The 17,681-nt window shown below is 72.5% G+C and carries 14 protein-coding genes; 7 read left to right on the top strand and 7 right to left on the bottom strand.

Annotated features, from left to right (window positions below):
* On the bottom strand, positions 1 to 3,068 hold a 3,068-nt coding region (locus tag UK12_RS25060; protein ID WP_045305395.1), incomplete at its 3' end, for a bifunctional glycosyltransferase/CDP-glycerol:glycerophosphate glycerophosphotransferase.
* 132 nt (positions 3,069 to 3,200) lie between these two features.
* The gene (locus UK12_RS25055) at positions 3,201 to 3,866 is read right to left on the bottom strand and encodes a class I SAM-dependent methyltransferase (RefSeq protein ID WP_045305394.1); all 666 of its coding nucleotides are present in this window, start codon (positions 3,864 to 3,866) and stop codon (positions 3,201 to 3,203) included.
* Between the two features lie 318 nt (positions 3,867 to 4,184).
* On the opposite strand from UK12_RS25055, the gene UK12_RS25050 reads away from it, so the two are divergent.
* The 5 genes from UK12_RS25050 to UK12_RS25030 all read left to right on the top strand — a co-directional run bounded on the left by UK12_RS25050 (position 4,185) and on the right by UK12_RS25030 (position 11,478).
* Complete coding sequence (locus tag UK12_RS25050; protein WP_052682142.1) at positions 4,185 to 5,201, top strand: glycosyltransferase family 2 protein; 1,017 nt, start codon at positions 4,185 to 4,187, stop codon at positions 5,199 to 5,201.
* A gap of 332 nt (positions 5,202 to 5,533) precedes the next feature.
* On the top strand, positions 5,534 to 7,558 hold the full coding sequence (locus UK12_RS25045; protein ID WP_045305393.1) for a hypothetical protein: 2,025 nt from the start codon (positions 5,534 to 5,536) through the stop codon (positions 7,556 to 7,558).
* 189 nt (positions 7,559 to 7,747) lie between these two features.
* Positions 7,748 to 9,502 (top strand): hypothetical protein, encoded by a 1,755-nt coding sequence (locus UK12_RS25040; RefSeq protein ID WP_156178917.1) that lies wholly within the window; start codon positions 7,748 to 7,750, stop codon positions 9,500 to 9,502.
* 128 nt (positions 9,503 to 9,630) lie between these two features.
* Positions 9,631 to 10,542 (top strand): YihY/virulence factor BrkB family protein, encoded by a 912-nt coding sequence (locus tag UK12_RS25035; RefSeq protein WP_045305391.1) that lies wholly within the window; start codon positions 9,631 to 9,633, stop codon positions 10,540 to 10,542.
* 84 nt (positions 10,543 to 10,626) lie between these two features.
* Complete coding sequence (locus tag UK12_RS25030) at positions 10,627 to 11,478, top strand: class I SAM-dependent methyltransferase (protein WP_156178916.1); 852 nt, start codon at positions 10,627 to 10,629, stop codon at positions 11,476 to 11,478.
* Between the two features lie 97 nt (positions 11,479 to 11,575).
* Here UK12_RS25030 and UK12_RS25025 read toward each other — a convergent pair whose 3' ends face one another.
* Positions 11,576 to 12,823: a D-alanyl-D-alanine carboxypeptidase family protein gene (locus UK12_RS25025; RefSeq protein ID WP_197085153.1), complete on the bottom strand. Its 1,248-nt coding sequence runs from the start codon at positions 12,821 to 12,823 to the stop codon at positions 11,576 to 11,578.
* Positions 12,824 to 12,961: 138 nt separating this feature from the next.
* Here UK12_RS25025 and UK12_RS25020 point away from each other — a divergent pair, with 138 nt between their 5' ends.
* Positions 12,962 to 13,207 (top strand): SCO4848 family membrane protein, encoded by a 246-nt coding sequence (locus UK12_RS25020; RefSeq protein ID WP_045305390.1) that lies wholly within the window; start codon positions 12,962 to 12,964, stop codon positions 13,205 to 13,207.
* Positions 13,208 to 13,282: 75 nt separating this feature from the next.
* Here UK12_RS25020 and UK12_RS25015 read toward each other — a convergent pair whose 3' ends face one another.
* From UK12_RS25015 to sdhC, 4 genes are read right to left on the bottom strand one after another with little or no spacing between them, the layout of a single operon-like run.
* Entirely contained in the window at positions 13,283 to 14,056 is a 774-nt protein-coding gene (locus UK12_RS25015) for a succinate dehydrogenase iron-sulfur subunit (RefSeq protein ID WP_045305389.1), read from the bottom strand.
* On the bottom strand, positions 14,056 to 15,798 hold the full coding sequence (sdhA, locus tag UK12_RS25010) for a succinate dehydrogenase flavoprotein subunit (protein ID WP_045305388.1): 1,743 nt from the start codon (positions 15,796 to 15,798) through the stop codon (positions 14,056 to 14,058). The genes UK12_RS25015 and sdhA overlap by 1 nt, the downstream gene beginning before the upstream one ends.
* 35 nt (positions 15,799 to 15,833) lie before the next feature.
* Positions 15,834 to 16,325: a succinate dehydrogenase hydrophobic membrane anchor subunit gene (locus UK12_RS25005; protein ID WP_045305387.1), complete on the bottom strand. Its 492-nt coding sequence runs from the start codon at positions 16,323 to 16,325 to the stop codon at positions 15,834 to 15,836.
* A gap of 5 nt (positions 16,326 to 16,330) precedes the next feature.
* Positions 16,331 to 16,711: a succinate dehydrogenase, cytochrome b556 subunit gene (gene sdhC / locus UK12_RS25000; RefSeq protein ID WP_045305386.1), complete on the bottom strand. Its 381-nt coding sequence runs from the start codon at positions 16,709 to 16,711 to the stop codon at positions 16,331 to 16,333.
* 245 nt (positions 16,712 to 16,956) lie between these two features.
* On the opposite strand from sdhC, the gene UK12_RS24995 reads away from it, so the two are divergent.
* Positions 16,957 to 17,679, top strand: a complete 723-nt coding sequence (locus UK12_RS24995; RefSeq protein ID WP_045305385.1) for a hypothetical protein — start codon at positions 16,957 to 16,959, stop codon at positions 17,677 to 17,679.
* Positions 17,680 to 17,681: the final 2 nt, after the last annotated feature.

The following is a 17,681-nucleotide window of genomic DNA, read 5'->3' as shown; positions in this document are numbered from 1 at the left end:
GCGTACAGCACCACCTTCTTGCCCTCGGGCAGGCCGAGCCGCTCGCGGACCCGCTCGGCGGTCTTCTCCCGGTCGCTCGCGAAGAGCAGGTCGTTGCGCGGGTAGCCGCTCTCCAGGATCTCGCCCTGGTAACGCAGCGCCCGCCGCAGCACCGGCGCCGACCAGCGGTTGGCGGCGACCAGCAGGCTCCACTGCGGCACCTCGTGGTCCAGGTGCTTGAGGTACTGGGCGTCGGTGAACCAGACCTTCTCGAAGTCGTGCCCGATCCGCTTCAGCGGGGTGCCGTGCCAGGTCTGCAGGACCACCTGGCCGGGACGGCGTTCGAAGAACTCGGGCAGATGGGTGCTGGTGACCACGTACTTGGCGGTGGCCAGCGCCTCGAACCACTCGGTGGACCACTGCCGGATCGGCTCGGCGGTCTGCGGCAGGTCGGCCTGCCGGTCGTCGGCGGTCCACAGGTGGCGCACCGGCGTGCCGCGGCGCACCAGCTCCTCGTGCACGGCGCGCGGCGACCCGGCGTACTGGCCGCCGGAGGCGACGTTGTAGAGCACGGTGTCGGTCAGCGGACGGCGCTGCAGGGCGGGGAACTCGGCGCGCAGCTGCCGCTGCCGGTAGCCGCTGCGCTCCTCCGGCAGCAGGTCGGAGTGCGACTCCAGCGAGAGGCCGTCGTAGCGGCGGCGCTCCAGCGTGATCCGCTTGCCCCGGGCCTCGACCTCCAGCGGCAGCGCGCCGTGGCAGGACGGCGCCAGCAGGACCTGCGGCCAGGCACTGTCGGCGGCGGCGCCGACGGGCCGGAAGAAGACCTCCCAGGTGCCCCGGCGCAGCGGCACCTCCCCGGCGAAGGAGGCCGTGGGCACGGCGGGCAGCGCGGCCCGGAACCGGCCCTCGGTGATCTCCACCGGGTAACTGTGCTCCTCCTCAAGCCAGTTGTGCCGGATCACCAGCTCGTACCGGTGCGTGCCCGGCAGCGGGAAGCTGCCGCTGAGCAGGAAGCCGTCGGCGTCCCGGGCGGCCGTGATCTCCTCGACCACCGGCTGCAGGACCTGGTCGCTGAACTGGAGGTACCCGCTGGGGGAGGGCTTGGAGTAGAGCGCCCGCGGCCCGCCGCGGGCGGTGCCGGGCGCGCCCTCGTCCGGCAGGCCCTCGATCGGCACGTCCAGCTGGGCCGGTGCCCGGCGGTCGTCTATCACCACGGGCACGGTGGAGCCGTCGAGCAGCTGGAGCTCGGTGTCCCAGCGGTCGCACAGCCGGTCGGCGGAGGCCGGGTCGAGCGCGTCCCAGGCCGCCCGGACGGCGGACAGCTCGGCGATCGGGAAGCTCGCGGTGAACGGTACGTGCAGCCCGGCGGGGGTGCCGAGCTCCAGCGGGAAGAGCAGATCGCGCTCGGACTCGACGTGCTTGAGCCGCAGCCTGGCCCCCGCCAGGTCGGCGCCGGACCGCACCGACCCGGTCACCCGTACCTCGCCGGCCGTCGAATCCACCTGTACCGCACGGGCCCTGACCAGCTCGACCCGCAGGTAGACGTGGTTGTCCCGGAGCCAGGGCACGATCCGCACGTCGTCCTCGACCCAGTGCACCGGCGGGTACTCCGCGGTGTCGCTCCAGCCGCCGGAGATCCGGCCCTTGTAGACGCCGCCCTTGCCGACCCCGGCGATCAGCACCCGCCAGGAGCCGTCGCGCCAACGGCCGCGGTGCTTCAGGCGCTTGGGGTCGATGACGGCGGTGAACCCGGCCCAGTCGCAGCTGTACAGGTCGTGCGGGGAGCTGGCGGTGGCCTCCGGGCTGTACATCGTCCTGGTCTGCACGGCCAGCACCCGGTGGCCCTTGGCCTCGCGCAGCACCAGCACCTTGACCATGTCGTGCTTGTGCTCGGCCCCCAGGTGCTCGGGGAAGGCGTGCCCGGTGATCCGCAGCCGGCCGTCCTCCCAGCCGGACTCGTACAGCCGGCTGCGCATCACCAGCGCGTTGTCCAGCCGCAGGACGTCGGCGGGCACGCTCTTGCGGCCGCCGCGCAGGAACGGGTAGTCGGCGTACGGGCGGAGCAGGCCGCGTGCCGGGGCGGCGCCGTTGCTGTCCTTCTCGAAGCGCATCTGCTCGACGAACTCGTCCATCCGACCCTGCAGGGTCAGGTGGTACTTGAGCCGCAGCGGTGCGCGCAGCCGGCGGACCTGCTCGGGGCCGATCGCGCGGAGCAGCCGGCTGACGTTCTCCCGGTAGGCGTCCCGGTAGTCCTGGTCGCCCTCCAGCACCGACCAGAAGAACATCGGGATCTCCTCGACGAGGTTGTTCTCGTCGTAGGAGCGCAGATGGCGGCGGAACTTGGTGCCCGGCTGCTCCAGCAGCCAGGCCCGGACCAGCTCCATCGACTTCACCCGGTCGATCAGGCCCTTGGGGTTGGTCCGCATCTGTGTGATCGACATCTCGCCGACCTCGCGCTCGCGCCAGTGGTAGATCGGCTCGGAGAGCACGTCCACGCTGCGGGCCAGGTAGTGGTGCGGCACGCTGACCGGCGCGTCCTCGTACAGGATGCCCTCGGGGTAGAGCACCCCCGCGGCGTCGAAGAACGCGCGGCGGTACACCTTGTTCCACGCGGTGCGGTCGGTGACCAGCGAGGGGACCTCGGTGATGTGGGTCCGCAGCCTGGTCTCCTTGAACGGCTTGCGGTGCCCGCCGGACTGGTAGTACCCGACGGCGCGGAAGCGCAGCACGTTGCCGGTGGCGAAGTCCGACCCGGTCTCGTCCAGGGTGCCGATCATCAGCTCGTACGCGCTGGGCGGCAGCGTGTCGTCGCTGTCCACGAAGGCCAGGAACTCGGTGCCCTCGCCGATGTGCCGGTAGCCGGTGTTGCGGGCGGCGCCGAGGCCCTTGTTCACCTGGCGCACCAGCCGGAACCGCGCGTCCTTGGCGGCGTACGCCTCGGCGATGGCCGCACTGCCGTCCAGCGAGCCGTCGTCCACCATGACGCACTCGAAATCGGCGAAGGTCTGAGCCGCGATCGAGTCCAGACACTCTTCCAGATAACGCTCGACGTTGTAGATCGGGACGACGACGGAGAGGCGGGGTGCCATCGGCTGCGCGGGCCTTTCATCGGGGGCTTGGCGACCGGTCCGGAACCGACCGAGGAAGGTCCAGGGTCGGCACACGGGCGGATAGTACCGCCCGAAAGTGACCGATTCGGGGAAAGCGGGCCGGGCCGCCGGTCAGGAGAGGCGGGCCACCAGGACGTACTCGTTGTACTTGAACACCCGCCCCGCCATCTCCGGGAACGGGAAGGAGTAGCTGCGCAGCACCGTCAGCCCGGCGTTCTCGGCGTGCTCCCGAAGGCCGTCGAAGTCCACCAGACGGACATGGGTCGGGTCCGAGCGGTACCCGGCGGGCTGGGGAGTGATCAGGACCACCCGGCCCCCCTGGCGCACGCTCGGCAGGTAGCTCTTCAGCAGCTGCGCACCCGTCGCCGCGTCCAGGTGCTCCAGCACGTGCGCGACCAGCAGGCTGTCGAAGGCGCCCGGCCGGCCGAGCTCGGGGTCGCTCTCGAACTCGGCCGCGGTGCAGGCCTCCAGACCACGGGCCCGCGCGGTGGCCACCGAGGTCTCGTTGTGGTCCACGCCGACGCTGCCCGGCGCGCAGTGCTGCAGATTCCGGCCGACCCCGCAGCCGACGTCCAGCACCCGGCCGAGCCGCAGCCGGCGCAGGTTCCAGCGGTACGGCGCCTGGGTCGGCAGCAGCCGCTTGAGCCCCGACTGCTCCAGGGTGACCAGCCGCTCGGTGTACGAGGCGCCGGCGGTGGCCTCCCCCGCGGCGGAACCGGGTGCGGGGGAGCCGGGTGCGGCGGAGTCGGGCTGCTGCGGCTCGTGGACTTCGGACATGGCGGTGGCCTCCCGTGGCTGCCGACACGCTCTTTCCGGGCGCGGCGGGGGTTGAAACGAGATCGAGTTGTGACGGAGAGTAGAGGCGCGGCGAAGCAGCCGCCCGCGCGATTCACTCGAAGGTACGACGCCGGTAACCGAGAATCCGCCAACTCGTTACGCGCTTGGTGGGAGAGTCGGTCGAGGCCGCTCGGGGGTGCGGATCAGGCCCTGATCGGGCTGCTCCGCGACCGGTCTCCCCAGGCCGCAACCCGGCCTGTGTCCGTCGGCGGACCGGTGATCTCCGGCGGCCCTCGTGTCCCCGTGGGAAAGAGTCCAATGCCCCGTTTCAGCGTGATTGTCCCGGTGTACCAGGTTGAGGAATACCTGACCGAATGCCTCGACTCGGTCCTCACCCAGTCCTGCGCGGACTTCGAGCTGATCGCGGTCGACGACCGCTCACCGGACGGCAGCGGCGCCATCCTGGACCGGGTTGCCGAAGGGGACGAGCGGGTCAAGGTCCTGCACCTCGCGGAGAACGTCGGGCTCGGCCGCGCCCGCAACGCCGGGCTGGACAGCGCCACCGGCGACTACGTGATCTTCCTCGACAGCGACGACACCCTCACCCCCGGCCTGCTGCAGGCGGTCGGGGAACGGCTGAAGTCCTGCGACGACCCGGAGATCCTGGTCTACGACTACGCCCGCTCCTACTGGGACGGCCGGGTCGTCCGCAGCAGCTCCGCCCCCGTCTTCGCCCGCTCCGGGCCCGAGGTCTTCGCTCTCGACGACCGGCCCGACCTGCTCGAACTGCTGATGGTGGTCTGGAACAAGGCGTACCGCCGCAGCTACATCGAGGAGCAGGGCCTGACCTTCCCGGCCGGCTACTACGAGGACACCCCCTGGACCTTCCCGGCGCTCCTCGCCGCCCGCCGGATCACCATGCTCGACCGGGTCGGCGTCCACTACCGCCAGCGCGAGGGCGGCGGGAACATACTCGCGACCGCGAGCCGCAAGCACTTCGACGTCTTCGACCAGTACGACCGGGTGTTCGCCTTCCTCGACGGCCGGCCGGACCTCGCCCGCTGGCGCGCCGTGGTCTACGGCCGGATGCTGCACCACCTCAACACCGTGGTCAGCAAGCCCGGCCGGATCCCGGCGGGCGACCGCCGGGAGTACTTCCGCCGGGCCGCCCGCCACTGCGCCCGGCTGCGCCCCGCCGACTACCGACCCGCCCCGGACGGCGGGCGCGTCCGCAACGAACTCCTCAGCCGGGGGCGTTACCTGACCTACCAGGCCATCCGCGCCCTGGCCCGCAGCCGCCATGCGGCAACCCGCGCCGCGCGGCGCATTCTCTAGCGGATCCCCCCCCGGGGGGACGGGCGAATACGCCTCCCGGGAAATCGCGCGAAGGAGGGATTCCGCCGCCCATTCACCCCCCTGGGCCGGCCCGTGTGCCGGGCCCTTCCGCGCCGCGCGGCTGCGCCGCGCCCCGGGGCGGTGCGCGGTGGGCCGCCGGGTGGTGATCTCGCCCATGCGGGTGGTCGTCGCGCGCAGGGCGCGGACGGTGGTGGAGGGGAGGTCCCGACTGTGCCAACCTCGGTGCGCAGGGGACTTTCCGCAGGTGGAGCGCCGGTCCGCGCGCCACCGCTGCCGCCCCACTCCCGACGACCCGACGGAAGCGGATCACCATGCCCGACGCGGCGACCCAGGCGCCCGAGGACTCCGAGGGCGCAGGGCTCCGCCCGGCGGCCCGTCCCGGTCTGGTGGACCCGTCCGCGCTGCTCCCGGCCGCCGTCCTGCTCCTCGCACCCCCGCTGCTCCACCTGCTCCGCGCCGACCTGCTGACCCTGGTCCTGCTCTGGGGCGCCACCGCGGCCCGGTTCCGCTCCCGGCTCAGCGCCCTCGACCGGCTGGTCCTGGCCGCCGGACTGCTGACCGGCTGGTGCTGCCTGCTCGGCGTCCTCGCCTCGCTCGGGCCCTGGGGTCTGCACCCGGTCGCCCTCGCCGAGGCCACCGCCCTGCCGCTGGCCGCCGCCGCCCTGGCCCGGCCGCAACGCCTCTCCCGCCGGAGCCTGAAGGTCCCGCTCGTCGACCGCCTGCTGCTGCTCGCGATGGCGGCCGTCGGCTGGTGCTACCTCCGCCCGCTGCTGGCCGAGGACGCCACCGGACGGCTGGCCGCCCTGTTCCACGGCGAGGACCTGGCCCGGCACTTCGCGCTGTACGACGCCGTGCTGAGGCTCGGCGGCTATCTCGTCTTCCACCGCGAGCAGGCCGCCGTCGCCCTCCAGGACGGCTTCCAGAGCTACCCGCAGGGCAGCCACCTGGTGCTGGCCGTGCTCACCGGCTTCGTCCGCGGCGGCACCGGGGCACCGGAGGCCCTCGCCTCCCTCGGCGCCTTCACCCTGCTCGCCGGAGCCGTCCTCACCGCCTGCGTGGCGGCCGTCCTCTGGGCGGCCTGCCGGGCGGCCGGGCCGGCGCTCGGCGGCTGGGCGGTGCTGCCGCTGTGCGCGCTGACCGGCGGCTACCTGGTGCTGGCCGAGGCGACGCCGCTGCTGCTCGCGGGCTTCGAGAGCGAGATCTTCGGCCTGGGACTGTTCGCCCTGCTCACCGCGCTGGCGCTGCGCCCGCTCGGCAGACCGGGCGAACAGCTGCTGCTGCTCGGCGCGTTGACCGTCGGGCTGGCCTTCGCGTACTACCTGCTGCTGGTCCCCGCGGTGCCGGTGCTGCTGTTCTGGGCGGTGGTGCACCGGCGGCGCCTGCGGCCGGTGCGGCGGGTGGCCCTGGCCGCCGCCGTCCTCACCGGCGCGGCGGCCGCCCTGCCCGTCCTGGCCAACTGGAGCCAGGCCGACTCGCCCGCCGTGCTGGCCATGCCGGGCGCCGTCCAGCCGGTGGTGCGGCACCTGCTGCTGCCGCTGCTCGCCCTGACCGTGCTCGGCCTGCTCACCCGGGCGGCCCGGCGCAATGCCGTCCGGCGGGCCGCGCTCGGTGCCGTCCTGGCGGTGGCCGCTCTCGTGCTCGTCCTGCGGGAGTACCAGCTCGTCAGCACCGGGCACACCGAGTACTACTACGAGAAACTGCTGCACCAGCTGGTCGTGGTCACCACGATCGCGGCCGGCGCCGCCGTCGTCCCGCTGTTCGGACCGCCCGAGCGGCGCAGCCGTACGGCGACCGGTGCCGGCCGCCGTACGGCGCCGCTCGCCCGGGCCGCCTGGTCCGCGGCCGCCGCCCTCGCGGTGCTGGCCGCGCTGGTCCTCAACTCCCAGCCCGACGCGCGGATCACCCGCAGCGGCTGGCAGGCCAGCCGGGCCGCCGCCTATCTGCACGGAGCCGACGCGGCCCCGTTCAGCGCCGCACTGGTCACCGCGGTGCACGCCGCCCGGCCGGTGCCCGACCCCCGGGTCGGCGTCCTGCTCACCGAGCCGAGGCAGGGCGAGGACCCGCGCTTCTACGAGGGCAATCTCTGGCTCGGTGTGCTCGCCCGCGACAACGGCCGCTCCTGGCGGGGCTGGATCTGGGGCCGCTGGCGCCACACCCCGCAGGAGATCGTCGACTTCGCCGACGGCTCCCCCGTCCCGATGCGGGTCTACCTCGACGATCCGGCCCTCGCGGCCGACACCGAGCGGCTGGCCGGGCCCGGACGCCGCGACCGCCTGGAGGTCGCCCTGGTCCGCTATGCCGAGGACGGCCGGCCGATCGTCCCCCGCGTCTACTGATGAAGTGTCAACAATGCTTTGCCTGCGCCCCGTTCGGGCTAATGCGGCCCCGAATCGATGCCCCGGTCGGGTCGCGCCTCGTTGCGCCCGAGGCAGTGCCGGAGGACTGCCCGGCGCCGCCCGACGGTGCGACCGGGCCACCCGCACTCCTCGCCCCCTCCCCGACGGAAGCGAAGCAGCATGCCCGATGTGGCCACCGAGGTACCCGACGAACCGCAGCTCGCCCCGCCCGACCCCGAGGCGTCCGCCGCCGCACCCGGGAGGCGCCCCCGTACCCGCCGGCTGCCCGCCGCCACGGCCGAGGCGGCCCTCGCCCTCGTCCTCGCCGTCGGCTTCATGCTCTGGGCCCGCAACATCCATGTGAACCCGCTGATCAGGGTCGGACAGGTCAGCGGGCTGGCCAGACTCCAGTTCCGCGCCGCCCTGCTGGCGATCCCGCTGCTGGCCGCCGTCCTGTGGGCCGCCCGCCGCGCCGGGGGCCCCCGCTGGCACCTGGTGCTCCGACTCGGCTGCGCCGCCGTCGCCGGGCTCGGCACCGGGATCGTCGCGGGCGGCATCGCCGTCGCCCTGCGCGGCACCCCCTGGGGCCTCGGCGGCCAGGACGGCGACCCGGGCACCCTCCAGGGCTACGCCGCCTCCTTCCTGCGCGGCGAGGGACTGCCCGACGTCTATCCGCCCGGCTTCATCGTGCTGCTCGCCGAATGGGCCAAGTACCTGCGCGGCGGCCACGTCGGCTACGCCCTCAAGGACCTCCAGCTCCTGCTCAGCGCCGTCTTCGGCCCGCTCTGCTACCTCGCCTGGCGCACCCTGCTCCGCCCCGCCTGGGCGCTGGCCGTCGCGCTGCCCGCCGCCATCCTCTTCCTCGACCCGATCCGGCCGTACAGCCATCTGGTGATGGTGGTGCTGCTCCCGCTGATCGGCTGCCTGCTCACCGAACTCACCCGCGTCACGGCGCTGTCCGCCCGCGCCGCCCTGCTGCGCGGTGTGAGCCTCGGCGCCGCGTTCGGGCTGCTCTTCCTGGTCTACTCGGGCTGGTTCGTCTGGTCCGCGCCCGGCGTCCTGGCGGCCGTCCTGCTGCTCGTCCCGTGGCGCCGGGGCAGGGCCGCCCTGACCCGGGCGGCCGGCCTGCTCGGCGCCGCCGCGGTCACCGCCGCCGCGGTCGGCTCGCCGCTGCTGCTCAAACTCGCCGCGCACGGCGCCGGGACCGTCGACCGCTACGCCTACTTCGACGTCTACACCGACCCGGCCTACGTCCTCGGCTGGCGCTCCGACCGCTCCGGCTGGCCCGCCGCCTGGGCCTGGCCGCCGCCCGGCGAGCTGGCCGGGCAGACCACCTTCTCGCTGCTGGTCCTGGCCGGCCTCGGCCTCGCCCTGGCCCTCGGCCTGCGCCGGCCCCCGGTGATCGCCGCGCTGAGCTGCCTGGTCAGCGCCTGGGTCCTGCGCTTCTGGTTCGCCGGCCACATGCAGCGCGACCAGGCCGTCATGCTCTACCCGCGCACCACCTGGCTGATCCTGTACGCGCTGATCGCCCTCGCCGTGCTCGCCGCCCTGCTGCTCTCCGCCGGTGTCCGCGCGGCGTGGCTGCGCCTGACCGCCGACCGGCAGGTGCGGCTGCCGCGGTTCCTCGGCCGGCGGCTGGCGGCGGGCTCGCTCTGCGGGCTGGCGGTGTTCGGGGCGATGGCCGCCTCCTGGTCCGCCAACCGGTACATGCCGCAGAACCCGCAGAGCGGCACCATGGGCATCGACGCCTACCGCTCGCACATGCTCCAACGAGCGGACGGCAGCTGCCCGTTGTACGCTCCGGGGCACACCTGTGCCGCGCCGCGCGAGGACCGGCGGCCGCAGGACAGCAAGGACACCAGGCTCTGGTGCGGCAACGTCTCCGCCGAGAACTGGCCCCTCTACTGCGGCGGTCGGGCGCCGTCGCCGGAGGGGTCCGGGTGAGTCTCCGGCGCTGACCTGCCCCCGGAGCGCCGTCCCCCGTCCCGCCGGTCTGTCGGGATATACAGGGCTTTGCTCGGAATCACCCCTCATGTCCCCCTCAACTGCCCCGGCGGGGCGGGAGCGTGCCGATGGACTTCCTGACCCGACTGCCGGTGATCGGCCCGCCGGTCGCCCGAGTGCTGCGCAGCCGCCCCTGCCTGGCGCTCCAGCACTTCAACGACCTCAAGGGCCACCGCCTCGCCGGGGCCGTCACCTTCTTCGGCTTCCTCGCGCTGTTCCCGCTGCTCACCGTGGCGCTGGCGATCGCCGCCGCGACGCTCTCGCACACGCGCGTACAGCAGCTCCAGAACGACATCGGCAAGCAGATCCCCGGCCTCTCCAAAGCGATCGACCTGAACGAGGTGGTCGCCAACGCCGGGACCATCGGCGTGATCAGCGGCGTGGTGCTGCTGCTCTCCGGCCTCGGCTGGGTGAACACCATGCGCGGCTCGATCCGCGAGATCTGGCAACTCCCCGAGGAGGGCGGCAACTTCGTCCTGCGCAAGGGCTGGGACTGCGTGGTCCTGCTCGGCCTCGGCCTGGTCACCGCCGTCTCACTGGGCGCCTCCGCCCTCGGCAGCACGCTGGCCCAGCACGTCGCCAGGGCGATCGGCCTGGCCGGCAACGGCCCCGGCCGCTATCTGCTGGCCGTCGTCGGCTTCGTGATCGCGGTCGCCTGCGACGTGCTGCTGTTCGCCTACCTGCTCAGCTTCTTCCCCCGGATCGGCGGGCAGCGCCGCCGATCCGTGCTGACCGGCGCGCTGATCGGTGCGATCGGCTTCGAGGTGCTCAAGGTGCTGCTCGCCTCCTACCTCAGCAAGGTGGCGGGACGGAGCATCTACGGCGCCTTCGGCGTCCCGGTCGCCCTGCTGCTCTGGATCAACTTCGTCTCCCGGCTGCTCATGTACTGCGTCTCCTGGACCGCCCTGGACGACCCCGAGGCAGCCCGCGAGCGAGCCATCGCCCAGGCCAGGGCCGCCCTCGCCGCCAACCGGGCCTGACCGACCGCCGCCTCTCCATCACCAGCCCCGCCACCACCTACTCCCGCCACCACCCACTCCGCCCGCCCCCGCCTGGAGGCACCCGTGATCAGCGCCGAATCCGCCCCCGACTCCGTGCCCCGCACCCCGGACGACGTGCCCGGCTGGTTCTGGAGGACCGACCAGCAGGTCTTCGGCTGGCTGCTGGACCGGCAGACCGCCGCCGGGACCAGCGGCGACATCCTGGAACTCGGCACCTACCTCGGCCGCAGCGCCATCCTGCTCGGCAGCCACCTCCAGTCCGGCGAGACCCTCACCGTCTGCGACCTCTTCGACTCCGACGCACCCGACGACGACAACTCCGCCGAGATGGCCATGTCGTACCGCGGGTCCCTCACCCGCCGCGCCTTCGAGGCCAACTACCTGGCCTTCCACCGCCACCTGCCCACGGTGATCCAGGCCCCGACCTCCGTCCTCGCCGACGGCCGCATCAGCGCCGGGAGCTGCCGCTTCGTCCACGTGGACGCCTCGCACCTGTACGAGCACGTCGCCGCCGACATCCAGGTGGCCAGAGCGGCCCTCGCCCCCGACGGCCTGATCGCCCTGGACGACTACCGCTCCGAGCACACCCCGGGCGTGGCGGCGGCGGTCTGGGAGGCCGTCTTCGAGCACGGGCTGCGGCCCGTCTGCCTGACCCCCGAGAAGTTCTACGGCACCTGGGGCGACGCCGAGGCCGTCGGACGGGAGCTGCGCGCCCGCGACTGGCGGGGCGAGGGCTACCGGATGGACGAGGACACCATCGCCGACCACCCGGTCCACCGCCTAGCCTGGGACGAACCCCCCGGGCCCACCCCCGAGCGGTCCCGCCGCTCCACCGTCCGCCGCCTCGCCCTCGACCTGCTCCCCCCGGTCGCCACCCGGGCCATCCGCCGCCGGTCGGCCCGCCGCCGCGGCTGAACCACTGCCCGGCCGGGCACCGGGCACGCGGGGAGCCGCGCGCGACCGGTGGCGACGGTGCCGCGCCCAGCCGCTCGGGACGGCCGATCGCGGCCCGTCAGTCGTGGCGGACGGCTGTCGTACCCACCGCCTCGGTCGTGCCGTCCGGCTCGGCGGGGGAGGCGCTCCGGAGCCGCCCGGCCCGACTGCGGCGGCGTCGCGCCAGCAGGCCGAGCAGCGCGACCGCCCCGGCCACCGCGCACAGCCCGGCAGCGATCCACCCGCCCACGCCGACCTCGTCCCGCCGGTCCGGCGCGGCGTTCGGCGAGTCCCCCTTCTGTGCCCCCGCCCCCTGCGGGTCGGCCTTCGCCGCCGCGTCCGGCTTCCCCGCCGGCTCGTCCACGAGCCGCCCCACCGGGGCGACCTTCCCCACCGCCGCGAAGCCCCAGTCGAGCAGCGCCGCCGTCTCGTCGTAGACCTTCATGTACGACTGGGGGTGCATCACCGCGACCAGCAGCGTGCGCCCGCCGCGCTCGGCGGCGCCGACGAAGGTGGCGCCCGCGTTGGTGGTGTAGCCGTTCTTGACGCCGATGAGGCCGGGGTAGTGGCCCAGCAGCCGGTCGGTGTTGGCGATGCCGAAGCTGCCGCGCCGGCCGGTGGCCTTGTCGTAGGCGCCCGGGAAGGTGGCCTCCTTGGTCGAGCAGTACGACCGGAAGTCCGCGTTGCGCAGTCCGGCCCGGGCGAACAGCGTCAGGTCGTACGCCGAGGAGAGCTGGCCGTCCGCGTCGTAGCCGTCGGGGGAGACCACATGGGTGTCGTGCGCGCCCATCGCGTCCGCGTGGGACTGCATCTGGGCGACGGTCCGGTCGACGCCGCCGTTCATATGGGCGAGGACGTGCACCGCGTCGTTGCCCGAGCTCAGGAACACCCCGCGCCACAGGTCCTCGACCTGGTAGTCGAGGTCCTCCTTCACCCCGACCAGGCTGCTGCCCTCGCCGAGGTTCAACAGGTCCTCGTGGGTGACCTTGTGCACCGTCGAGCGCGGCAGCTTCGGCAGCACGGTGTCCGCGAACAGCATCTTCAGCGTGCTGGCCGGGGGCAGCCGCCAGTGCGCGTTCTGGGCCGCCAGCACCTCGCCGCTCCCGGCGTCCGCCACCAGCCAGGCCTGGCCGGTCAGGGCCGCCGGGAGGACGGGGGCCCCGGCCTCGGGCGACACCTGGACCCCGGACAGGGCGAGCCGGGCGCCGCCGATCGTCGACATGCCCGGCGGGGGCTGCTCCTCCCGCGGCGGCGCCGCGGCGGCGCAGAGCGAGACGGCGGCGGCGACCACCGCGCATCGGTACGTGAGGTGACTGGCTGAGGGCACGGAGTGACCGTACCCAGGGCGCCACCGGGCCGGTCGCCGCGCCGCGCGCGTCCCCCCGACGAGTGCCGGTCGCTGGGCCGACCGGCCGACTCCTCATACTGGACTGCGCCCCGTCCGCCCCGCTCGCAAGGACACCCCATGAAGCTCAGCCGCCGCACCTCCTGGTTCCTCGCCGCCTTCGGCGTCTGGTCCCTGATCATCTGGACCACCTTCGTGAAGAACCTCTGGAAGGACTCCGGCGGCCAGGCCTTCACCAACGGCGACCACTCCCAGCCCACCGCCTTCTTCTGGATCCACCTGCTGCTCGCCGTCACCTCGCTGCTCCTCGGCCTGCTGGTCGGCAGCGTCGGCGTCCGCGGCCTGCGCGCGGACCGGAAGGCCTGAGACCGTTCCCCCGGCCGGGGGAACGGCTGAGGCCCCGTCCGACGGACGGGGCCTCAGCCGATGGTGCGCAGGGGATCAGAAGCGGCGGGTCACCAGGGCCCGCTTCACTTCCTGGATCGCCTTGGTGACCTCGATGCCACGGGGGCAGGCCTCGGAGCAGTTGAAGGTGGTCCGGCAGCGCCAGACGCCCTCGCGGTCGTTGAGGATCTCCAGGCGCTGCTCGGCACCCTCGTCACGCGAGTCGAAGATGAAGCGGTGCGCGTTGACGATGGCGGCCGGGCCGAAGTACTGGCCGTCGTTCCAGAAGACCGGGCAGGACGACGTGCACGCGGCGCACAGGATGCACTTGGTGGTGTCGTCGAAGCGCTCGCGGTCCTCCTGGGACTGCAGGCGCTCGCGGGTCGGGTCGTTCCCCTTGGTGATGAGGAACGGCATGACGTCCTTGTACGCCTGGAAGAACGGGTCCATGTCCACGATCAGGTCCTTGAGGACCGTGAGGCCCTTGATGGCCTCGACCGTGATCGGCTTCTCCGGGTTGACGTCCTTGATCAGGGTCTTGCACGCCAGCCGGTTGCGGCCGTTGATGCGCATGGCGTCGGAGCCGCAGATGCCGTGCGCGCAGGAACGGCGGTAGGTGAGGGTGCCGTCCTGCTCCCACTTGACCTTGTTGAGGGCGTCCAGGACGCGCTCCTTCGGGTCCATCTCCAGCTGGTAGTCGACCCACACCGGGTCCGGGTGCTCCTCCGGGTTGAACCGGCGGATCCGGAGGGTGAAGGTGATCAGCTGGGTGCCGCCGGCCTCGGCCGCGTCCAGAGCGGCCGAGTGCTTCTCCACAGTCGGAGTGCTCATCAGTACTTACGCTCCATCGGCTGGTAGCGGGTCGTGACGACCGGCTTGTAGTCGAGGCGGATCGAGGTGGTGCCGTCCTCGGCAACCTCCTGGTACGCCATGGTGTGCTGCATGAACTTCACGTCGTCACGCTTCGGGAAGTCCTCGCGGTAGTGACCGCCGCGGGACTCCTGGCGAGCCAGCGCGGAGACGACCAGCACCTCGGCCAGGTCGAGCAGGTTGCCCAGCTCCACGGCCTCCAGGAGGTCCGTGTTGTAGCGCATGCCCTTGTCCTGGATGGCGACGTTCTTGTACCGCTCGCGCAGCACCGCGATGTCCTCGACGGCCTGCTTGAGGGTGTCACCGGTGCGGTACACGGACGCGTTGGCGTCCATGGACTCCTGCAGCTCCTTGCGGAGCTGCGCGACCGACTCGGTGCCGGTGGACTCGCGCAGGCCGTCGACCAGGTCCTGGACCAGCTTGCCCGGGTCGGCCGGGAGCTCGACGTAGTCGTGGTTGTGGGCGTACTCGGCGGCGGCGATGCCCGCACGGCGGCCGAACACGTTGATGTCCAGCAGCGAGTTGGTGCCCAGGCGGTTGGCGCCGTGCACCGAGACGCACGCGACCTCGCCGGCCGCGTACAGGCCGGGGACGATGTCGGTGTTGTTGCGCAGCACCTCGCCCTCGACGTTGGTCGGGATGCCGCCCATGCCGTAGTGCGCGGTGGGCTGGATCGGGATCGGGTCCGTGTAGGGCTCGATGCCGAGGTAGGTGCGGGCGAACTCGGTGATGTCCGGGAGCTTGGCGTCCAGCTGCTCCGGCGGCAGGTGGGTGAGGTCCAGGTAGACGTGGTCGCCGTCCGGACCGCAGCCGCGACCCTCGCGGATCTCGCTGTAGATGGCGCGCGAGCAGACGTCACGGGACGCGAGGTCCTTCATGACGGGGGCGTAGCGCTCCATGAAGCGCTCGCCGTCCTTGTTGCGCAGGATGCCGCCCTCGCCGCGCGCACCCTCGGTGAGGAGGATGCCCATGCGCCAGATGCCGGTCGGGTGGAACTGGAAGAACTCCATGTCCTCCAGCGGCAGACCGCGGCGGTACGCCACGGCCTGGCCGTCACCGGTCAGGGTGTGGGCGTTCGAGGTGACCTTGAACATCTTGCCGGTGCCGCCGGAGGCGAAGACGACCGCCTTGGCCTGGAAGACGTGGATCTCGCCGGTGGCCAGCTCGTAGGCGACGACGCCCGCGGTCCTGCCCTCGTTGATCAGCAGGTCGAGGACGTAGAACTCGTTGAAGAACTCGACACCGTGCTTGACGCAGTTCTGGAACAGCGTCTGGAGGATCATGTGGCCGGTGCGGTCCGCCGCGTAGCAGGACCGGCGGACGGGGGCCTCACCGTGGTTGCGGGAGTGCCCGCCGAAGCGGCGCTGGTCGATCCGGCCCTGGTCGGTCCTGGAGAAGGGGAGACCCATCTTCTCCAGGTCGAGGACGGCGTCGATGGCCTCCTTGCACATGATCTCGGCGGCGTCCTGGTCGACCAGGTAGTCACCACCCTTGACCGTGTCGAAGGTGTGCCACTCCCAGTTGTCCTCCTCGACGTTGGCGAGGGCGGCGCACATGCCGCCCTGGGCCGCGCCGGTGTGGGAGCGGGTGGGGTAGAGCTTGGTCAGCACCGCGGTGCGGCCGCGCTGCGTCGACTCGATGGCCGCGCGCATGCCGGCGCCGCCCGCGCCGACGATGACGGTGTCGTACTGGTGAATCTGCATGGGGGTTAGTCGCCTCGTCCGGGTCGCTTACCGAATTAGATGTTCGGGTCGAAGGTGAAGATCACCAGGGTGCCGAGCAGGACCGTGAAGACGGTCGCGGCACCGAGGAGGAGCTTCAGCCACAGGCGAGTGGAGTCCTTCTCCGCGTAGTCGTTGATGACCGTGCGCATGCCGTTGGAGCCGTGCAGCATGGCCAGCCACAGCATCAGCAGGTCCCAGCCCTGCCAGAACGGCGAGGCCCACTTGCCCGCCACGAAGGCGAAGCTGATCTTGGAGACGCCGCCGTCGAGGACGATGTTGATCAGCAGGTGGCCCAGGATCAGGACGACCAGGACGACACCCGAGAGGCGCATGAAGAGCCAGGCGAGCATCTCGAAGTTGGTGCGCGTACGCCGCGGGGTCTTCTTCGTACGGGTACGGGCCGGCTCGACCACGAAGGCGTCGGCCGGGTTGCCGGTCCCCAGGCCCTGGCCCGTGTGGGCCTGGGCGGAGGGGACGACAATCGAGTCGGAGATCTCAGTAGCCATCGGGATCAGCCCCCGAACCAGGTGCGAAGGGTGTGCTGCAGGATCGGGTAGAAGGCGCCGGCCATCAGGACGACCCAGACGCCGACCACGGTCCAGAGCATCTGCTTCTGGTACTTCGGGCCCTTGGCCCAGAAGTCGACCGCGACGACACGGAGGCCGTTGAGGGCGTGGAACAGGATGGCGGCGGTCAGGCCGTACTCCATCAGGTTCACGAGCGGCGTCTTGTACGTCTGAATGACGGAGTCGTACGCCTGCGGCGACACCCGCACCAACGCGGTGTCGAGGACATGTGCGAACAGGAAGAAGAAGATGAGGACGCCGGTGACTCGATGAGCCACCCAGCTCCACATGCCTTCCCGGCCGCGGTACAGCGTTCCAGCCGGCACGGAAAACCCTCCGGGAGCGGATTGGGGGCTCGGCCGGCTTCGGTGTCGGTCAGCCCGGCCGGGTACGGTCCACCGGCCGCGAGCATCCTATCGACGCCTTGTCGTCGCCCGCCTCCGGGGGTGTCAGGTGTGATCAAAGCAGCACTCACGGGCTAATGAAACCGGGAACCGTGACGCTGTGTGCCCGGACGGCTGCGCTACGGTGCGCGGAATCCGACCCGACCCGCGCCCGCCGAGGACCTCCCGTGCCGCACCGCCCCTTCCGTGTCCTCTGTTGCGCGCTGCTTGCGCTGGCGACCGGCTGTACCACCGTCACCCCGTCCGCGGACCGGGTGGCGGCGCAGCCGCTCACCGCCGACCGGCTGAAGGCCGCCGCCGTCACCGGCGCCGACCTCGGCCCCGGATACACGGTCACCGTGATGGCCCCCGGCCGTGAGACCGGGCAGGGCGCCGACCGCAGGACCTCCGACGTGGCGGCCTGCCAGCCGGTACTCGACGCGGTGGGGCCGGGCGACCCCGTCTCAGGGCCGGCCGCCGAGACCGACCTCGACGTCGCGGTGGCGGCGAACCCCAAGGGCAGCGTCTACACCGGCCTGCTGGCCTTCAGGCCCGGCCGGGCCGCCGACGTCCAGACCGAGCTGGACCGGGTGCTGGCGCAGTGCGGCACCTTCACCTCGACCGGCCAGAGTGCCGGGGCACCGGGGCGCAGGGGCGGCGTGGTCCGCACCAGGCACCGGCTGGCCAGGCTCGACACGCCCACTCCCGAGGGAGCCGACGGCGCGACCGCGTTCACTCTGACGGATGAATCCGGCCCCGACCCGCTGGCCCAGCGCGCCCTGATGGCGCGGACCGGCACGGTGCTGGCGGTGTTCACCACCGTCGGGACGGGCAAGGACCCGGCACCCGCGCCGGACGACAGGCTGGTCCGGACGCAGGTGGCCAAGCTGCACAAGGCGCAGCAGCCGTAGCC

Origin of the sequence: Saccharothrix sp. ST-888 (assembly GCF_000955975.1) — a bacterium.
Classification (GTDB): domain Bacteria; phylum Actinomycetota; class Actinomycetes; order Streptomycetales; family Streptomycetaceae; genus Kitasatospora.
This window is presented reverse-complemented; position numbering and strand designations above follow the sequence as displayed.

Coding starts and splice junctions, on each gene's coding strand:
- UK12_RS25050 (WP_052682142.1), top strand. CDS start 4,185: ATGCCCCGTTTCAGCGTGATTGTCCCGGTGTACCAGGTTGAGGAATAC.
- UK12_RS25035 (WP_045305391.1), top strand. CDS start 9,631: ATGGACTTCCTGACCCGACTGCCGGTGATCGGCCCGCCGGTCGCCCGA.
- UK12_RS25015 (WP_045305389.1), bottom strand. CDS start 14,056: ATGAGCACTCCGACTGTGGAGAAGCACTCGGCCGCTCTGGACGCGGCC.
- UK12_RS25045 (WP_045305393.1), top strand. CDS start 5,534: ATGCCCGACGCGGCGACCCAGGCGCCCGAGGACTCCGAGGGCGCAGGG.
- UK12_RS25005 (WP_045305387.1), bottom strand. CDS start 16,325: ATGGCTACTGAGATCTCCGACTCGATTGTCGTCCCCTCCGCCCAGGCC.
- UK12_RS25055 (WP_045305394.1), bottom strand. CDS start 3,866: ATGTCCGAAGTCCACGAGCCGCAGCAGCCCGACTCCGCCGCACCCGGC.
- UK12_RS25020 (WP_045305390.1), top strand. CDS start 12,962: ATGAAGCTCAGCCGCCGCACCTCCTGGTTCCTCGCCGCCTTCGGCGTC.
- sdhA (WP_045305388.1), bottom strand. CDS start 15,798: ATGCAGATTCACCAGTACGACACCGTCATCGTCGGCGCGGGCGGCGCC.